15 protein-coding genes are annotated in these 15632 nt (G+C 68.0%); 12 read left to right on the top strand and 3 right to left on the bottom strand.

Annotation, left to right across the window (positions count from 1 at the left end; all coding sequences use genetic code 11):
- From NN4_RS40045 to NN4_RS40020, 6 genes are all read left to right on the top strand, one after another.
- On the top strand, window positions 1-510 hold a 510-nt coding region (locus NN4_RS40045), incomplete at its 5' end, for a DUF58 domain-containing protein (protein ID WP_443093896.1).
- Window positions 507-1508 carry a VWA domain-containing protein gene (locus NN4_RS40040; protein WP_147142384.1) on the top strand — a complete coding sequence of 334 codons (1002 nt, stop codon included), beginning with the start codon at window positions 507-509 and terminating at the stop codon, window positions 1506-1508. The genes NN4_RS40045 and NN4_RS40040, both read left to right, overlap by 4 nt.
- A gap of 287 nt (window positions 1509-1795) precedes the next feature.
- A complete protein-coding gene (gene fabG1, locus NN4_RS40035; protein ID WP_135231926.1) occupies window positions 1796-2512 on the top strand; it encodes a 3-oxoacyl-ACP reductase FabG1 in 717 nt (238 codons plus the stop codon).
- 76 nt (window positions 2513-2588) lie between these two features.
- The gene (inhA, locus tag NN4_RS40030) at window positions 2589-3425 is read left to right on the top strand and encodes an NADH-dependent enoyl-ACP reductase InhA (protein WP_147142381.1); all 837 of its coding nucleotides are present in this window, start codon (window positions 2589-2591) and stop codon (window positions 3423-3425) included.
- A gap of 17 nt (window positions 3426-3442) precedes the next feature.
- A complete protein-coding gene (locus NN4_RS40025; protein ID WP_147142378.1) occupies window positions 3443-4504 on the top strand; it encodes a ferrochelatase in 1062 nt (353 codons plus the stop codon).
- A gap of 70 nt (window positions 4505-4574) precedes the next feature.
- Window positions 4575-5066: a hypothetical protein gene (locus NN4_RS40020; RefSeq protein ID WP_186818855.1), complete on the top strand. Its 492-nt coding sequence runs from the start codon at window positions 4575-4577 to the stop codon at window positions 5064-5066.
- Between the two features lie 49 nt (window positions 5067-5115).
- On the opposite strand, the gene NN4_RS40015 is transcribed toward NN4_RS40020, so the two are convergent.
- From NN4_RS40015 to NN4_RS40005, 3 genes are all read right to left on the bottom strand, one after another.
- The gene (locus NN4_RS40015; RefSeq protein ID WP_147142375.1) at window positions 5116-5865 is read right to left on the bottom strand and encodes a S1 family peptidase; all 750 of its coding nucleotides are present in this window, start codon (window positions 5863-5865) and stop codon (window positions 5116-5118) included.
- 143 nt (window positions 5866-6008) lie between these two features.
- A complete protein-coding gene (locus tag NN4_RS40010) occupies window positions 6009-6824 on the bottom strand; it encodes an Rv1486c family protein (RefSeq protein WP_147142372.1) in 816 nt (271 codons plus the stop codon).
- Between the two features lie 90 nt (window positions 6825-6914).
- Window positions 6915-7742: a DUF3097 domain-containing protein gene (locus tag NN4_RS40005; protein WP_147142369.1), complete on the bottom strand. Its 828-nt coding sequence runs from the start codon at window positions 7740-7742 to the stop codon at window positions 6915-6917.
- Between the two features lie 151 nt (window positions 7743-7893).
- Here NN4_RS40005 and NN4_RS40000 point away from each other — a divergent pair, with 151 nt between their 5' ends.
- The 6 genes from NN4_RS40000 to NN4_RS39975 all read left to right on the top strand — a co-directional run bounded on the left by NN4_RS40000 (window position 7894) and on the right by NN4_RS39975 (window position 14937).
- The gene (locus NN4_RS40000; RefSeq protein WP_147142366.1) at window positions 7894-8325 is read left to right on the top strand and encodes an NfeD family protein; all 432 of its coding nucleotides are present in this window, start codon (window positions 7894-7896) and stop codon (window positions 8323-8325) included.
- On the top strand, window positions 8326-9687 hold the full coding sequence (locus NN4_RS39995) for an SPFH domain-containing protein (protein ID WP_147142363.1): 1362 nt from the start codon (window positions 8326-8328) through the stop codon (window positions 9685-9687).
- Between the two features lie 31 nt (window positions 9688-9718).
- Window positions 9719-11011: an ABC transporter substrate-binding protein gene (locus NN4_RS39990; RefSeq protein ID WP_246181343.1), complete on the top strand. Its 1293-nt coding sequence runs from the start codon at window positions 9719-9721 to the stop codon at window positions 11009-11011.
- Window positions 11012-11029: 18 nt separating this feature from the next.
- On the top strand, window positions 11030-11278 hold the full coding sequence (locus tag NN4_RS39985) for a hypothetical protein (RefSeq protein ID WP_147142360.1): 249 nt from the start codon (window positions 11030-11032) through the stop codon (window positions 11276-11278).
- A gap of 120 nt (window positions 11279-11398) precedes the next feature.
- On the top strand, window positions 11399-13264 hold the full coding sequence (locus NN4_RS39980; protein WP_147142358.1) for a hypothetical protein: 1866 nt from the start codon (window positions 11399-11401) through the stop codon (window positions 13262-13264).
- Window positions 13261-14937, top strand: a complete 1677-nt coding sequence (locus tag NN4_RS39975; protein WP_147142355.1) for a tetratricopeptide repeat protein — start codon at window positions 13261-13263, stop codon at window positions 14935-14937. Before NN4_RS39980 ends, NN4_RS39975 begins: the two co-directional genes overlap by 4 nt.
- Window positions 14938-15632 lie beyond the last annotated feature (695 nt).

Below are 15632 nucleotides of genomic sequence, written 5' to 3'. Positions count from 1 at the left end.
GCGCGCAGCGGCCGGGTGCACGCCCAGTCGCTGCTGCGCAGCATCGCGACCACGCCACACGCCCGCGACGGCGTGCGCGGCGATCTGCGCGGCGGCATCGAGTCGCTGCGCCGCCCGCAGCGCAAGCGCGGACTGGCGGTCATCATCAGCGACTTCCTCGGTGACATCGACTGGCAGCGTTCGCTGCGCGCCATCTCGGCGCGGCACGACCTGCTCGCGGTGGAGGTGCTCGACCCGCGCGATCTCTCGCTGCCCGACGTCGGCGACGTCGTCCTGCACGACCCGGAGACCGGGCGCACCCGCGAATTCAGCGTGACGCCCACGCTGCGCGCCGATTTCGCGGCCGCCGCGCAGCGGCACCGGGATCAGGTCGAACAGGCGTTGCGCAGTTGCGGCGCGCCCGTGCTCACCCTGCAGACCGACCGGGACTGGATCTCCGACGTGGTCCGGTTCGTGTCCACCCGGCGCCACAGCTTCGGCGCCCCGACCGGGCGGGTGCCACGCCAGTGAGTATTTCGCATTTCACCGCATCGCTGTGGCTCGGCTTTCTGGCCGTTATCGCGTTGATCGCGCTGGGCTATGTGCTGGTTCAGCGCAGCAAGCACAAGCACATGCTGCAGTTCTCCAACATGGAACTGCTGGAGAAGGTCGCGCCGACGCGACCGAGCCTGTTCCGGCACGTGCCGATCGCGCTCATGGTGATCGGGCTGGTGTTCCTGACGATCGCGGCGGCGGGGCCGACCGCGGTGAAGAAGGTGGCGCGCAACCGGGCGACCGTCATGCTGGTGATGGACGTGTCGCTGTCGATGGAGGCGACCGATGTGCCGCCGAGCCGGATCGAGGTCGCGAAGAAGGCGGGCAAGGAGTTCGTCGACGGCCTGCCCGAGGGCCTCAACATCGGGTTCATCACCTTCGCCGGCACGGCCTCGGTGATGGTGACGCCGACGACCAATCACGAGTCCGTCAAGGCGGCGATCGACAACGTGAAGCTCGCCGAGCGCACGGCCACCGGTGAGGGAATCATCACCGCGCTCAACGCGATCGATACCCTCGCCTCGGTGCTCGGCGGCGCCGCCGAACCGCCACCGGCCCGGATCGTGCTGATGTCGGACGGCAAACAGACCGTCCCCGCGTACGAGGACATGGACAATCCGCGGCACGAGTTCGTCGCCGCACGACTGGCCAAGAACAAGAACGTCCCGATCTCGACGATCTCGTACGGCACCAAGTGGGGTGTTGTCGAGATTCCGCGGGAAGGCGGCGGCACCGACAAGGTGAAGGTGGAGGTCGACGACGAGGCGATGCGGGAGATCGCGCGGCTGTCCGGCGGCGAGTTCTACTCCGCGTCCACCCTGCAGGAACTGAGCAAGGTGTACGACACCCTCGAACAGCAGATCGGCTTCGAACTCACCAGGGGCGATGCCAGCAGGCCGTGGTTGCTGCTCGGGCTGCTGATCACGTCGGCAGGTGTGATCATCGGGCTGCTGTACCGCCAGCGTTTGCCGTAGCAGCGAAGCGCCCAGTCCCGCTGGCACATCAGCTTTTAGCAACGTGCGGCATGGTCGTCCGTGCTGTCTCCCCGGGCGAAGCTGTTCCCGCACTGGGATTCACCGCGACGGTGTCGTCGTGGTGCCCCAGCTGCTGACCACAGGTTGGTCCGGCGGCGGCCGGGTGTGTTCGGCGATACCCGGCGATGCCGGCAGCGTTCCTGGTGTCGGTATCACTCGTCTGTGCGGCCCGGGACGGTGGCCGGGCGGGTCGTAACCGTCTGATCCGACCAGGTAGGTTGTTGCCCATGTCCAACATCACACCGCGGTCCGTCCTGGTGACGGGCGGTAACCGTGGCATCGGTCTCGCAGTCGCACAACGCTTGGTCGCCGACGGTCACAAGGTGGCTGTCACGCATCGCGGATCGGGGGTGCCGGACGGATTGTTCGGCGTGAAATGCGATGTGACCGACAGTGCTTCGGTCGATGCCGCGTTCACCGAGATCGAGGAGAAGCAAGGTCCGGTCGAGGTGCTCGTCGCGAACGCGGGCATCACCGATGACACGCTGCTGATGCGGATGACCGAGGAGCAGTTCACCAAGGTCATCGACGCGAACCTGACGGGTGCGTTCCGTTGCGCCAAGCGCGCCAACCGGGCGATGCTGCGGGCGCGCTGGGGCCGGATGATCTTCCTCGGCTCGGTGGTCGGCCTCGGCGGCGGCCCCGGCCAGATCAACTACGCCTCGTCCAAGGCCGGTGTCATCGGTCTGGCACGCTCGATTACTCGTGAGCTGGGCTCGCGTTCCATCACCGCGAACGTTGTCGCTCCCGGCTTCATCGAGACCGACATGACCGCGGACCTGCCGCAGGATCTGCGGGACACCGCCAAGAAGTTCATTCCGCTGCAGCGCCTCGGCCAGCCGGAAGACGTTGCGGCCGTGGTCAGCTTCCTGGCCTCCGAGGACTCCCGCTACGTGTCCGGCGCGATCATCCCGGTCGACGGCGGCATGGGCATGGGCCACTGACCTGACGGCCCGGCGGCCTGCGAAACCTCGACGGCCGCAAGCAATCCACACACGACTCCAGGAGAACCGAAAACACATGGGCGGACTGCTCGAAGGCAAGACCATTCTGGTCACCGGCATCATCACCGACTCGTCGATCGCGTTCCACGCGGCCGCCGTCGCGCAGGAGCAGGGCGCGAAGGTGATCATCACCGGCATTCCGGAGCGGCTGCGGCTGATCGACCGGATCGCCAAGCGGCTGCCGCAAGAGGTCCCCCCGGCCATCCCGCTCGACGTCACCAACGAGGAGAACCTCGGCGAGCTGGCGGACAAGGTGCGCGAGCTGGCGCCCGAGGGCATCGACGGCGTGCTGCACTCGATCGCGTTCGCGCCGCGCACCCTGATGGGTCCGGAGGCGCGTCCGTTCCTCGACGGCCCCGGCCCGGACGCGGCCAAGGCCTTCGAGATCTCGGCCTGGAGCTACGCGTCGCTGGCCCGCGCGGTGCTGCCGGTGATGAACGAGCGCGGCTCGATCGTCGGCATGGACTTCGATCCGCGCACGGCGATGCCGTACTACAACTGGATGGGTGTGGCCAAGGCCGCGCTCGAGTCGGTCAACCGGTACGTGGCGCGCGAAGTGGGCGCCGCCAAGAAGATTCGCTCGAACCTGATCGCCGCGGGCCCGATCAAGACGCTGGCCGCCAAGGCCATCGCGGGCACCGCCACCGACGACGCGGCCAAGCTGAACCAGCTCAACCAGTACTGGGACGGCGCGTCGCCGATCGGCTGGGACGTCGACGACCCGACGGTGGTCGCGAAGTCGATCGTCGCGCTGCTGTCGGACTGGCTGCCCGGTACGACCGCGTCGATCATCTACGTCGACGGCGGAGCCAGCCACAACACCTGGTTCCCCGAGGGTATGTCGATCAACTGATCCGCCGAGGAGGCATTGTGGTCCGGGCTGTCGACGCACTTCTGCTGCTGTCCTTCGGTGGCCCGGAACGGCCCGAGGACGTGATGCCGTTCCTGGAGAACGTCACTCGGGGCCGGGGCGTGCCGCGCGAACGTCTCGAAGAGGTCGCCCAGCACTACTTGCACTTCGGGGGTGTCTCGCCGATCAACGCGCTCAACCGGGACATCATCGCGGCGGTCGAGGCCGAATTGGCCACGGCCGGTATCGATCTCCCGGTGTATTTCGGCAATCGCAATTGGGCTCCGATGGTGGAGGACACCGTCGCGCGGATGGCCGCCGACGGTGTCCGCTCCGCCCTGGTGTTCCCCACCTCGGCGTGGGGCGGCTACTCCGGGTGCCTGCAGTACCACGAGGACATCGTCAGGGCGCGAACCGCTTTCGGTGACGGTGCGCCGAAACTGGTCAAGTTGCGCCAGTACTTCGATCACCCGTTGCTGATCGAGGCCTTCGCCGATGCCATTCGCGCTGCGCGGCAAGAACTTCCGGCCGATCGCCGGGACGGCGCGCGGTTGGTCTTCACCGCGCACTCCATTCCGCTCTCCGCCGATACTGCCGCGGGTCCGCCCGCCGACGGTGGTCACCTGTACAGCCGTCAGGTCGCCGAGGCCGCCCGCTTGGCCGCCGCCGCAACCGGTTTCACGGATTACGACGTGGTCTGGCAGTCCAGGTCCGGCCCGCCGCGGGTGCCGTGGCTCGAGCCCGACATCGTTGATCACCTGGACGATCTGGCGGCCAAGAATGTCGAGTCGGTGATCGTCTGCCCGGTCGGCTTCGTCTCCGATCATCTCGAGGTGATCTGGGATCTGGACAACGAGGCGAAGGAGAAAGCCGCCGAGCTCGGCATGGCCTTCGCCCGCGCCGCCACTCCCGGCACCGATCCGCGCTTCGCCGCGCTGATCGTCGAACTGATCGACGAGCAGCTCAACGACACCGCTGCCCGGCACCTCGGCGAGGTTTCCGGTTTCGGCTGCACCCTGAACGGCACGCCCTGTGCGGTCGGTTGCTGTGCGCCGCAGCGCCGAGTTGTGGCCGAAAGGTAACCCCAATCGGGTTGCGATAGCATGCATTCGCCTTCGGAGAAGCCGAAGCGGGGTGCAAGGAATGAATTCGATGATCTATACCGAAATGTTGACCAACACCGGATTGCTGGATCCGCAGGTGTGGTCCGACCAGAACGTCTGGACGGCCGCCCTGGAAACCAGTGAGGCCAGGCGCCGCGGTAGCCGCGGCAAGGGGGGCGGCTCGTGGGTAGTGGGCCTGGTGTGCTTCGGGCTGGTGGTAGTCGGCATCGGTCTCATCATCTGGCTGTCGGCCCGGAAGAAGAACAACCAGAACGGCCAGGGACAGCTGCCGCAGCAGGGCAACGGCGGGCAGCCGTATCCGCCACAGCAGCCGTATGGCGGACAGCAGCAATATCCCGCGCAGCAGCAGTATTCGCCGCAGCAGCAGTATCAGGGACAGCAGCCCTATCCCGGGCAGCAACAGCAGTACCAGCAGCCCTACCCGGGGCAACAGTATCCGCAGCAGCAGCAGCCGTACACGCCGCAGCAGCCGTATCCGGTGCAGCAGCAGTACCCGCCGCAGCAGCCGTATCAGCACTGAGCCGCGTGGGGGCGAGGCGAAAGCGTAGTCGTGCAGCGGCTTCCGGCGATCAGAACAGTACGGCGGACAGCTTGGTGTACACACCGGGGAAACCCGGACGCGCGGCACCCTTGCCCCACGAGGTGAGCCCGACCAGGCGGCCGTCCACGAGAAGTGGCCCGCCACTGTCGTATTGACCCGTATCGGCCGCGGTCGAACCGGCGCACAGCATGTCGCGCGGATCGAACGCGGTGCCGTAGGCCGCGGCGCATTCCGCGTCCGGCACGAGCGGGACGGTCGCGGTGCGGAGGTGGGTGTTGGATTCGTCGGCTTCGGACGTGGCGCCCCATCCGAGGATGGTGCCGGAGTTCGATTGGGGGACGGCGACTTCCAGCACCGGTCCGGGCTGGGGACGGTCGAGGGTGAGGATGGCGAGATCGTTGTGATGAACGGTCTCGCCATCGACATCGGAGTCGTGGAAGTCGGGGTGCACGCGAATGTCCTTGACACGCACCGTGACTCCCTCGGACCCGCGAAGCTCGGTGCGTCCGAAGATGACGGTGAGAGCTTGAGGGGCCTGCCGGGCAAGCGCGACACAGTGCGCCGCGGTGAGCAGCTGATCCGGTGAGATGAGCGCACCGCCGCAGAACTGCCCGGAGGGGCGCGTGAGAAACAACGGACTGCCGACAGCGGCGAGCCACGGATAGTCGCTCGCTTCGGTTTCCGCGCCGCCGACAATCGCCGACGCAGGTGCCCCGGGTAGCCCGAGGACGATCAACGCGGCAGTGAGTGCCGCGGTGCCGTGATGGCGAAGATCCATGTCATACCGCCTGCTGGAGGGGTCGGATGGTCGGCCCATTCAACCAGAAGCTGGATGGTCGCGGTCGTGTCCCCTGGTCGCGGCCGGGGTAGGGCGGGGTTACGGAGTCGGCGCTGGGTATCGAGCCGACAGGAGCGCGCGGCTCATGGCGTGCTGCGCGCCGCCGCGTGGATGGCCACCAGCCGCGCCGCGCGGATCGCGTCCCACAGCGGGCGCAGCAGCGACTCCTGTGCGCCGATCGCGCTGGCCGAGGTCGGTGCGGACGCCGGTTCCCGTTGCGCCACAGTGAGTATGGCGGCGACGTGATCGGCGGTGTCGAGAATCTTCCTGGCGCGCAACGGAATCGAGTCCGGGTAGTCGTGTCTGGAGTAGTCGGCCAGCTCGGCCTCGATGAGTTCGCGCGGGTCCGACTCGGCCGAGCCGACCGAGGTGGTGTGCAGCTGGAGCAGGGCGTCGGCGGCGTCGCGAACCGCCTCGCGCATCGCGTATTCGGCCTCGCCGAGCGACATGTCCTGGCCGGGCGCGGGCGGGATCGGCGTGCTGTAGACCGACCACTGGAGCGTGTCCTCGTCGGTCCACTGCGGGATGAGACCGGTGCCCTCGGTGCCGGGCGCCCCGATCAGCAGGCCCTCTTCCGCCTCGATCGCGTCGGCGGCGAAGGCGGTGCCGGTGGGCAGGCCGCGGACGTCGCCCGGCACCGGAAGCACCAGCCGCAGCTGGGCGCCGGGCTGGGCCATGCTCTCCCGAATCACCTTGAGCAGCGCCATCATTCCGGTTCCGGGCAGGTTTCCCCTGGACGACCACGGCAGGTCGGTGCGACCACCGGTGACCGGATCGCCCGCGGCGATGGTGTGCTGGGGGGCCCACGCGTGCAGGGCCTCCAAGACGTCGTCGGGCGCGCTACAGCCGGCCAGCCATGAGCCGGCCCACACCGTCAGCGTGGCACTAGGAGAGCACATAATTATCGAGCATAAAGGGTGACGGTTATTCGCGGGCATTCCCGCGAACGGCATTCCTGAGCAGCGACGCGAGTCACTCGCGCGGACCTGCTATTCCGGTTCGGTGACGAAGTCGATCAGGCGCTCCACCGCCCCGATGAGCGGCGCCTCCAGGTCGCGGAACGACTCGACCGCGCCGTAGACCCGCCGCCACCCCTCCTGCGGGGTGCCCCAGCCCAATCGATCACAAATGCCGGTTTTCCAGTCTTCGCCGCGCGGCACCTGCGGCCAGGCGGCGATCCCGACGGTCGCCGGGCGCACCGCCTGCCAGACGTCGATGAACGGATGACCGGTGACCAGTACGTTCGGGCCGAGCCCGGTGGTGAGCTGAGTCTCCTTGGATCCGGTGACCAGGTGGTCGACCAGCACCCCGACCCGGCGGCCCGGCCCTGGCTCGAATTCGGTGAGTCGTTCGGCGAGATTGTCCAGGCCCTCCAGATGCTCCACGACCACACCTTCGACCCGCAGATCGTGCCCCCACACCCGCTCGACCAGCGCGGCGTCGTGCACGCCCTCCACCCAGATCCGGCTGGTCCTGGCGACGCGGGCCCGCAGACCCTCGACCCTGGTGGAGCCGGAGGCCGAGCGCGTCGGCTGCTTCGGCGCGGTGGCGGTCGGCTTGATCAGCGTCACCGGCTCGCCGTCGATGAGGAACGCGGCCTCGCGCAGCGCGAACAGCCGCACCGCGCCGCGCGCGTCCTCGAGCTTGACGAACTCACCGTCGTAGCTGCGATCGAAACCCACCACGGCGCCGCAGAATCCGCTGGCCGCGTCCTCGACCACGAGGTCGCGCTCCGCCGTAACCCGCGGTACCACCCGCTTCTTCGCTCGGGAGTGTCCGGAGAAGATGTCGCCGCCATAGCTGTCATGCCCGCTCACCCGCTCGAAGCTAGCACCGCCGCTGGCGATTTCAGTACACCGACGCGGCCGATACGTCCCCGCGACACGGGTGCGCGATTCGTGATTCACCCGAGATCTGTAGTCGTGTCAGTGCCGCCCGTGATCATCACCGGCGCACTAGAGTGGTGGCGTGGCCGCAATAATTTGGCTGGTCGCGGGCATCTTGCTCGCGGCGGCGGAAATGCTCACCGGGGACCTGACGCTGATCATGCTCGGTACCGCCGCGCTGGGCACCGCGGGCGTCAGCGCGATCGCGGGCACCTCGCTGGTGGTCGACGCGATCGTCTTCGCTGTGCTCACGCTGGTGCTGTTCCTCGGGGTGCGGCCGATCCTGCGCCGCCGCTTCGGCACCCCACCGCCGACGCCGACGAACGTGGATGCGCTGCAAGGTAAATCGGCGGTGGTGCTGGAAGAGATCGCCGCACATTCCGGCCAGGTGAAACTGGGCGGTGAAGTCTGGACCGCCCGGCCGATGGACGAGTCCGAGGTGTACGAACCCGGTACGAAGGTGTATGTCATGAGGATCGAAGGCGCGACCGCCATCGTCTGGAAGGGGCCGTAAATGGCTGTACTGATCGTTGCCGCTGTACTCGTGCTTTTGGTCGTGGTGGTGGTCTTCAAGTCGATCGCGCTGGTACCGCAGGCGGAAGCGGCGGTGATCGAGCGGCTCGGCCGGTATTCGCGCACGGTGTCGGGGCAGTTGACGTTCCTGGTGCCGTTCGCCGATCGCATTCGTGCCAAGGTGGATCTGCGCGAGCGGGTGGTGTCGTTCCCGCCGCAGCCGGTGATCACCGAGGACAACCTGACGCTGCACATCGATACCGTGGTGTATTTCCAGGTCACCAGCCCGCAGGCGGCGGTCTACGAGATCAGCAACTACATCGCCGCGGTCGAGCAGCTCACCGTCACCACGCTGCGCAACGTGGTCGGCGGCATGACCCTGGAACAGACGCTGACCTCCCGCGATCAGATCAACGGTCAGCTGCGCGGCGTGCTGGACGAGGCGACCGGGCGCTGGGGTCTGCGTGTGGCCCGGGTCGAGCTGAAGAGCATCGACCCGCCCGCATCCATCCAGGAGTCGATGGAAAAGCAGATGAAGGCCGATCGTGAGAAGCGCGCGATGATCCTCACCGCCGAGGGCACCCGCGAATCGCAGATCAAGATGGCCGAGGGCTCCAAGCAGGCGCAGGTACTCTCCGCCGAGGGCGCCAAGCAGTCGGCGATCCTGGAGGCCGAAGGTGAACGGCAGAGCCGCATTCTGCGCGCGCAGGGTGAGCGGGCCGCCTCCTACCTGCAGGCGCAGGGTCAGGCCAAGGCCATCGAAAAGGTCTTCGCCGCAATCAAGAACGGCAAGCCGACGCCGGAACTGCTTGCCTACCAATACATGCAGACGTTGCCGATGGTCGCGCGCGGCGACGCCAACAAGGTGTGGCTGGTGCCGAGCGATTTCGGCAAGGCCCTCGAAGGCTTCGCCACCAGCTTCGGCGCCAAGGGTGAGGACGGTATCTTCCGCTACGAACCGCCCGCCTCCGACGGCGAGCCGACCAAGGTGGAGGACGACTCCGACGACGTCGCGGACTGGTTCGACACCGCACCCGACCCCGCCATCGAGCGAGCGGTCCGTGCGGCGGAAGAGACCGCCCGCAAGCCGGTGGAAGACCTGATGGCCTCGCCGCCGGTCACGCCGCGTCAGGCGTCGCCGCATCAGTCGGTGATGTCCTCTGCGGAAAAGGCGTACCCGCCGCCGCAGGAAGAACTTCCGCAGCAGTCGCCGCAGCAGCAGTTGCCGCAGCAACAGCCGCCGCAGCAGGAGTCCCAGCAGCAACCGCCGCAGCAACAACCGCAGCAACAGCAACCGCCGACCTACCGGTCCGACGACCCGCACGGCAGGCCGTGGCAGCCGCCGGAGAACTTCTCCAAGTAGGCAGTATCTCGACATAGGTGGCCGGGGGGTCATGCGAACCAGGCGGGAACTACTGCAGGTGGCGCTCGTGGCGCCACTCGCGGCCGCCTGCGCCCCCGACCTGCTGCTCGGCAACCCCGGTGCGGTCCGCATCGGGGTGTCCTGGAGCGGGTCCGAGCTGGCGGCGTTCCGCGCGGTGCTCGCCCGCCTCGGCTACGACCGCCGGGTGGACGTCGTTCCGCTCGGCGACGACATCGAGACGGCGTTCACCGCGGGCGGCCGCTCGGCGCCGGACATCGTGATGCTGCCGCAGGCCGGCCGGGTGCGGGCGCTGGCCGAACAGCGCAAACTGCGGCCGCTCGCGGAAACGCTGTGGTCCGACGAGCGCGGGTCGCGCTACCCGGACGTGTGGCGGCAGTTGGTGCAGTACAACAGCAAACTGTATGGCGTGCCGTTCAAGGCGGCGGACAAGTCGATGGTCTGGTACAACCGTCGACTGGCGGACAAGTACCGCCTCGGTGACCCGGCCGGCTGGACCATCATGGACTGGCTGGACCGCATGGAGGTGCTCGCCGAGTCGCCGGTGCGGTTGCTCGCGCTCGGTGCCGCGGACGGCTGGGTGCTCACCGACCTGTTCGAGAACGCGTTGCTCGCCGAGTCGCCGCGGATCTACGACGAGGTGGCGGCCGACGGGAATGGTCGCCCTTGGGAAAGCCCTGCGGTGCGTGCCGCATTCGGTCATCTGGGTGCGTTGTGGGGGCATCGGCACGCGTTTCCCGGCGGTATCGCCGCCGCATTGACCCGCCAGTTCCCGGACGCGGTGCGCGAGGTGTTCGAGCATCGGCGCGCGGTGATGGTCGTCGTGCCGGACTTCGCCGAACCCATCGTGCGCGCCGCCGTGCGCCGAACCGGTCGCCGTTTAGCGGACGAGGTCGGCGTTGCCGCGTTTCCGGCGGTCACCTCGGGAGAGAATCCGCCCCGCATCGTCGGCGGTGATGTGATGGTGGTGACCGAGTCGGCGACCGAGCGGGCCATGGAAGTGGTTGCGGCGCTTGCCGAACCGTCCGCGCCGCTGCCGTGGATCGAGGAGTATCACGGGTTCATCGCGCCGAATCTGCGTACCAACGCGCGGTATTCGAGCTTCCTCGAACCCTCGGCGCGCACGTTGAGTTCCCGCAGCGCCTTCGACCTGTCCGACCGGATCGGTGCGGTCGGTGGGCGGAACGGGTTGTGGCGCATATTGACCGACTTCCTGATCGCAGTCGGGGACGGGAAGATCGAGGAGCTCGATGATGCGACCGATCGGGCGATCGTCGCGCTCGACGCGGTGGATCGGCGGCGGTGATGGTGGGGCGGGGCGGACATGGCGGGACGACGCGACGCGGGGCGATGGCGCGGCCAGATGGACGAGGCGGGATGCGGCGGGGCGGCAGGGTCGCTGTTGCGCGGCGATGGGCGGGATCGTCCGGCGGCGGGGCGGCAGCGGGCGATGCGGGATGTGGCGGCGGGGCGATGTGGCGGCGACGCGGCGGTGGCGGGACGAAGTGGCAGGGTGATGGCGCGGCAACCATGGGACGACGCGGCAGCGATGCAGGCCGGTGGCGGGCGGTGATGACACGGCAATGTGGCGGCAGGCGCGCGGCATGTGGGGGCGGGGTGATGCAGCGTCGCGATGTGGCAACAGGGGTGGCCGGGCGCGCGGCGACGCGGCGATGTCGTGGTGGGGGTGGCGATGACCGATCCGCGTGAGGCGGCGACCGAACGCGCTGACTTCGATTCGCACGGGCTGCGTCTGGAGCTTGCTACTCGGCGGATGCGCGGGCCACTGGTCGCGGGGAGTCATCCGCGACGGTGGGTCGGCTTGGTAGCCGGGCTGCCTGCGACCGTGCTGACGGTGTCGCTGGTTGTGGTGCCCGTGGTGTGGACTGTGGTGAGCGCGGTGCGGGCCCGGCCGTTGGTGGTGGCTTCGTGTGCGGTCGTCGCGGTCGGTGCGGTCGGGGTGACGCAGCTCGTCAGGCAGCGGGGCGATCAGCGGGTGGATCAGCGGGACACGTGGCTTCGGTGGGGGTTGTGGCCGGTGCTGCTGGGGCTGGTTGTCGCGGGGTTGGTGGTGCTGGGGACTGCACTGGGGCGTGACGGCAGTTGGGCGTATGTGCGCACACTGGTGTGGGTGCTGTTCGGGGTGGTGCTGATGGTGGTGGCCCTCGGGATCGCTTGGTGGGGAAGGGATTCGCGGTGGCTGTGGTGGCCGCTGATCGTGCCGGTGGGGATCTCCGCGGTGGTGTCCGGCGTCGCCTTTCGACTGATCTTCCAGTATCTCGGGGATCGGCTCGGCATCGAAAGCGTTGGGGTGTACCGATTCTGGTTCGCAGCGATGCTGGGTTCGGCGTTCCTGTGGACCTGGTTCGGGTTCGTCACGGGGCTGTTCCGTGCCGGTATTCGCGCCATCGAGTCCGATCCCGCCCGCGCCCGTTACCTGTATCGCGGCGAGAAGGGGACGTTGGCGCGGCGGCTCGACGCACAACTGCGTCCGGTGATGCTGATCGTCGGGTTGGCCGTGGGGGTGGCCGCGGCCAGGGTGTTCGATGTGGTGCTGATCGGAGTGCCGGGCTCGATGCAGTACCAAGTCGACAGTGCGACGGTGCACTGGTGGCGGTTGGCCGTGGACTCCGAGATCGAGGCGGGCGTCGCGGCGGCCTACGGGTTACCGCTCGCGGTGCTGGTCGGATTCGTGGCCTGGCTGTTGCAGCCCGATGTGCGCACTCAGAAGACGAGCTGGTCGGTGCCGAGGCGGCACACGGTGGAGGTGGCGCGGCATCCGGCAAAGCCGCTGCGGGTGCTGGTGATGCTGGCGGTGTCGGGCGTGGCGTTGCTCCCGATCGTCGCGCTGATCCTGGCGGCGCTGCAAGATCGGAACGGGTGGGGTTTCGGCGCGATCACCCGGATGTGGCGCGATCCGGCTTTGCTACGGTCACTGGAGACGACCGCGTGGGTGGCCGGCCTGGCCACCGTCGTCGTGGTCGCCGCGGGGGTGCCGGTCGCGTATCGGCTTGCGGCACTGCGTCCTAACCGTCCCGCCGCGAACATCGCGGTGGTGTCGCTGGTGGTGCTCTCGGTGCTGCCGGTGCAGAGCTACCTCGGACCGGTCAACACCTTCATCGACACCTACGGGCTCTCCGGCACCCGAATCCCATTGATCCTGCTGCACGCGGCGGCCGGTCTGCCGATCGCGATCCTGGTCCTGCGTGGCGCGCTGCTGGCCGCACCCGGCACGCCCGCTGCCGACGCCCTGCACGGTCTGGCCGGCCCCGGAACGATCGCCCGCCGCGTGCTGACCACCGCGGGTCCGGCGCTGGGTGCGGTGGCGGTGCTCGAATTCATCCAGGTCTGGAACGACTTCGTGATCGGACTACTGATCAGCGGCGCTGGTGCGACGCCGTGGTCGCTGCTGCTGTGGGGCGAGGCGCGTCAATTCAGTGAGAACTCGGCACAATTGGCGGCGGGTGCGTTGATGTCGGCCATCCTCCCGGTCGCGTTGCTGTTGGCGACCTGGCGGCGTTGGCTGGTGCCGGGGCTGACCGGGGGAGTGTTGCGATGAGTCACCCCGGCGAGCAGGAGAATGCGTCATCGGTCGAACCGAGTGCGCCGAGATCCTCTATCTGGCAAGGGTTTCTGGGCACCGCGTCGGTGGTGGCCTATGCGCTGCTGTTCGAGTTGGCCCGCAATGTGGTGGTGAACTCGCTCGGGGAGAGTCCCGCAGTCGAGGTGGCGGCTGGGACCTTGCGGTGGCTGTCGGTGCTCGTCGTTGTCGCGGCAGCGGTCTATGTGGGGTATCGGTTCGTGCAGCGGTATCGCGAAAAAGTCCGTACGGCACACGAACTCGACATGATCGCTGATCTGGTCGAGCCGGGGCCTCCGGTGTCGACGGAGGAGACAGGACCGCGTCCGGACCCGAACCAGCCGCGCACCATTCCGGGGTGGAACGATAAAGAGGTCGCGGTTTTGCGGGAGTTGCCCGGGACCGAATTCGAGACGGGCGCGTTGCTTGCCGTATTGACCGCCGTGCTCGACGCGCCGGCCAGGCTACCGTCGGCACAGGACGACCCGCCACGGACAGCCGCCGAGCTGCTCCGTGAGCTACTGCGGGCCAACCACCTGAAAACTGATTCTGCGCAACGCTATTGCCTACTCGAGGTACCTCAGCTTCCTCCTGAAGTGGAGGTGAAAGCGGACCCGCGGTGGGCTGCGGCGTTGACAGCGCTAGTGCACTATTACGCCGATCGAGCCGCTCGGTGGGCGTTGGCGCTGGATTCGGTGCGCTTCGCCGCCGGGGCACGCCGCTGGTTCAAAGCCGAAGAGCCGAACCTGTGCAAGCTCGTCCGCGAATGCAAAGACTTCGGTTCGGACTTGCCGACCACGTTGGTGCCGGAGTTGGTGCGGGTCGGGGATGCGCTGGACGGGTGGTACGCCCGAATCGGTGCAGAGGCGAGCAGTCGTGAGCTGGCCGCCGTATTGCGCAACGTGGAAGGAATGAAAGCCCTTGTGCTGCACCACGATCTATTCTCGATGCGGGCCGGCGCGCTGAACGCACGACCGAAGCGTTACCGACCCCGCAACGTATCCACCAGTCTGGCCGCGAGGTGGGAACATCAAGAGGCGCTGCGCAAGCTGACGGAATCTTCTCCGTCGACCGATTCCTCCCGCGACCTAGACGCTGTGGTTGCCCACCTGGAGTCCGCCTGGTGGCTCCTCCCGCGCGAAGACGTAGCGGGCGAGGTCTGCGCGCTGATCAACATGGCCGTCGTCCACATCCACCAAGGCAGACTCGACGCCGCCCAGGACCGCCTGGAACTGGCTGAGTCCCTGACCCGCGACGGCCGCGATCCCGACGGTCGCGCACACATCCGCGAAACCATGGGCATCGTGTGGTGGTCGCGCGGCGAACCCCGCCGCGCCCTGCGCTGCTGGCAACAAGCGCTCACCGCCTACCGCACCCTGGCCGACAACGACGGCACCGCCCGCTGCCTCAAACACCTCGGCTCCGCCATGCTCGTCGCCCCCGGCCACGGCGGCACCCTCCTCCCCGCCGACCACCCCCTGACCACTACCGAAGTCCGACGCCAAGCCAGCGGCTGGCTGGCCGAATCCCAACGCCTACAAGAGGATTCCCTCCATCTCCAGCACTACCTCGAAAAGGCCAGCGAACTGCTGGACGACACCGCCGTCCTCACCCGCATCGACCACTGGCCCCTCCCCGCCGACGACCACTGACCCCAACCACCCACCGCACGCGGGTGGCGGAGGAGTGCGCCCGTCTAAGGGGAGCGGTGCCGTTGGCTTTCAAGACCACCGGGAGAGTGAACCAGCCCGCAGCCAGCAAAATCCGCACCCTCTCTCGGGATCCGCACCCACTTGGGGCCCCGTAGTGGGTGCGGATCCCGAGAGCCAGTGCGGATCTTGCCGACCACCACCGCACCGCCGGCATTGGCGCCATTTCGCATACCCTCTGGAGCTCCGTTCATGTTCAACGGGACATAGTGGCGCCAAAGCGCGCGGTTCGCCGCCGCTAAGTCCCGCTGGGTGAGCAGCTGCATGCCGAGTGGGACATCACGGCGGACTCACTCGCGTTTTCCCGCCCCTATGCCCCGCTGGGTGATCGGTTCGGCGTCGAGTGGGACATCATGGCGGACTCACTCGCGTCTTCCGCCCTCCGTGCCCGTCGATCATGAAAGCGGGCCGCTGCTAGCAAGATCCGCACCCTCTCTCGGGATCCGCACCCACTTGGGGCCCCGTAGTGGGTGCGGATCCCGAGAGCCAGTGCGGATCTTGCTAGCAACCACCCCACCGCCACCGCTGGGGCGATCTCGCAGAAGGTGCACAACGTCCTCACCGGGCGTCTACCGGTTGCGAATGGTGTACACGGTCTGCGAGTTTCCTTACCCCTCAACGTTTTCCATCCATCGGAG

The sequence above is a fragment of the Nocardia ninae NBRC 108245 genome, assembly GCF_007990755.1.
GTDB lineage: Bacteria > Actinomycetota > Actinomycetes > Mycobacteriales > Mycobacteriaceae > Nocardia > Nocardia ninae.
This window is presented reverse-complemented; position numbering and strand designations above follow the sequence as displayed.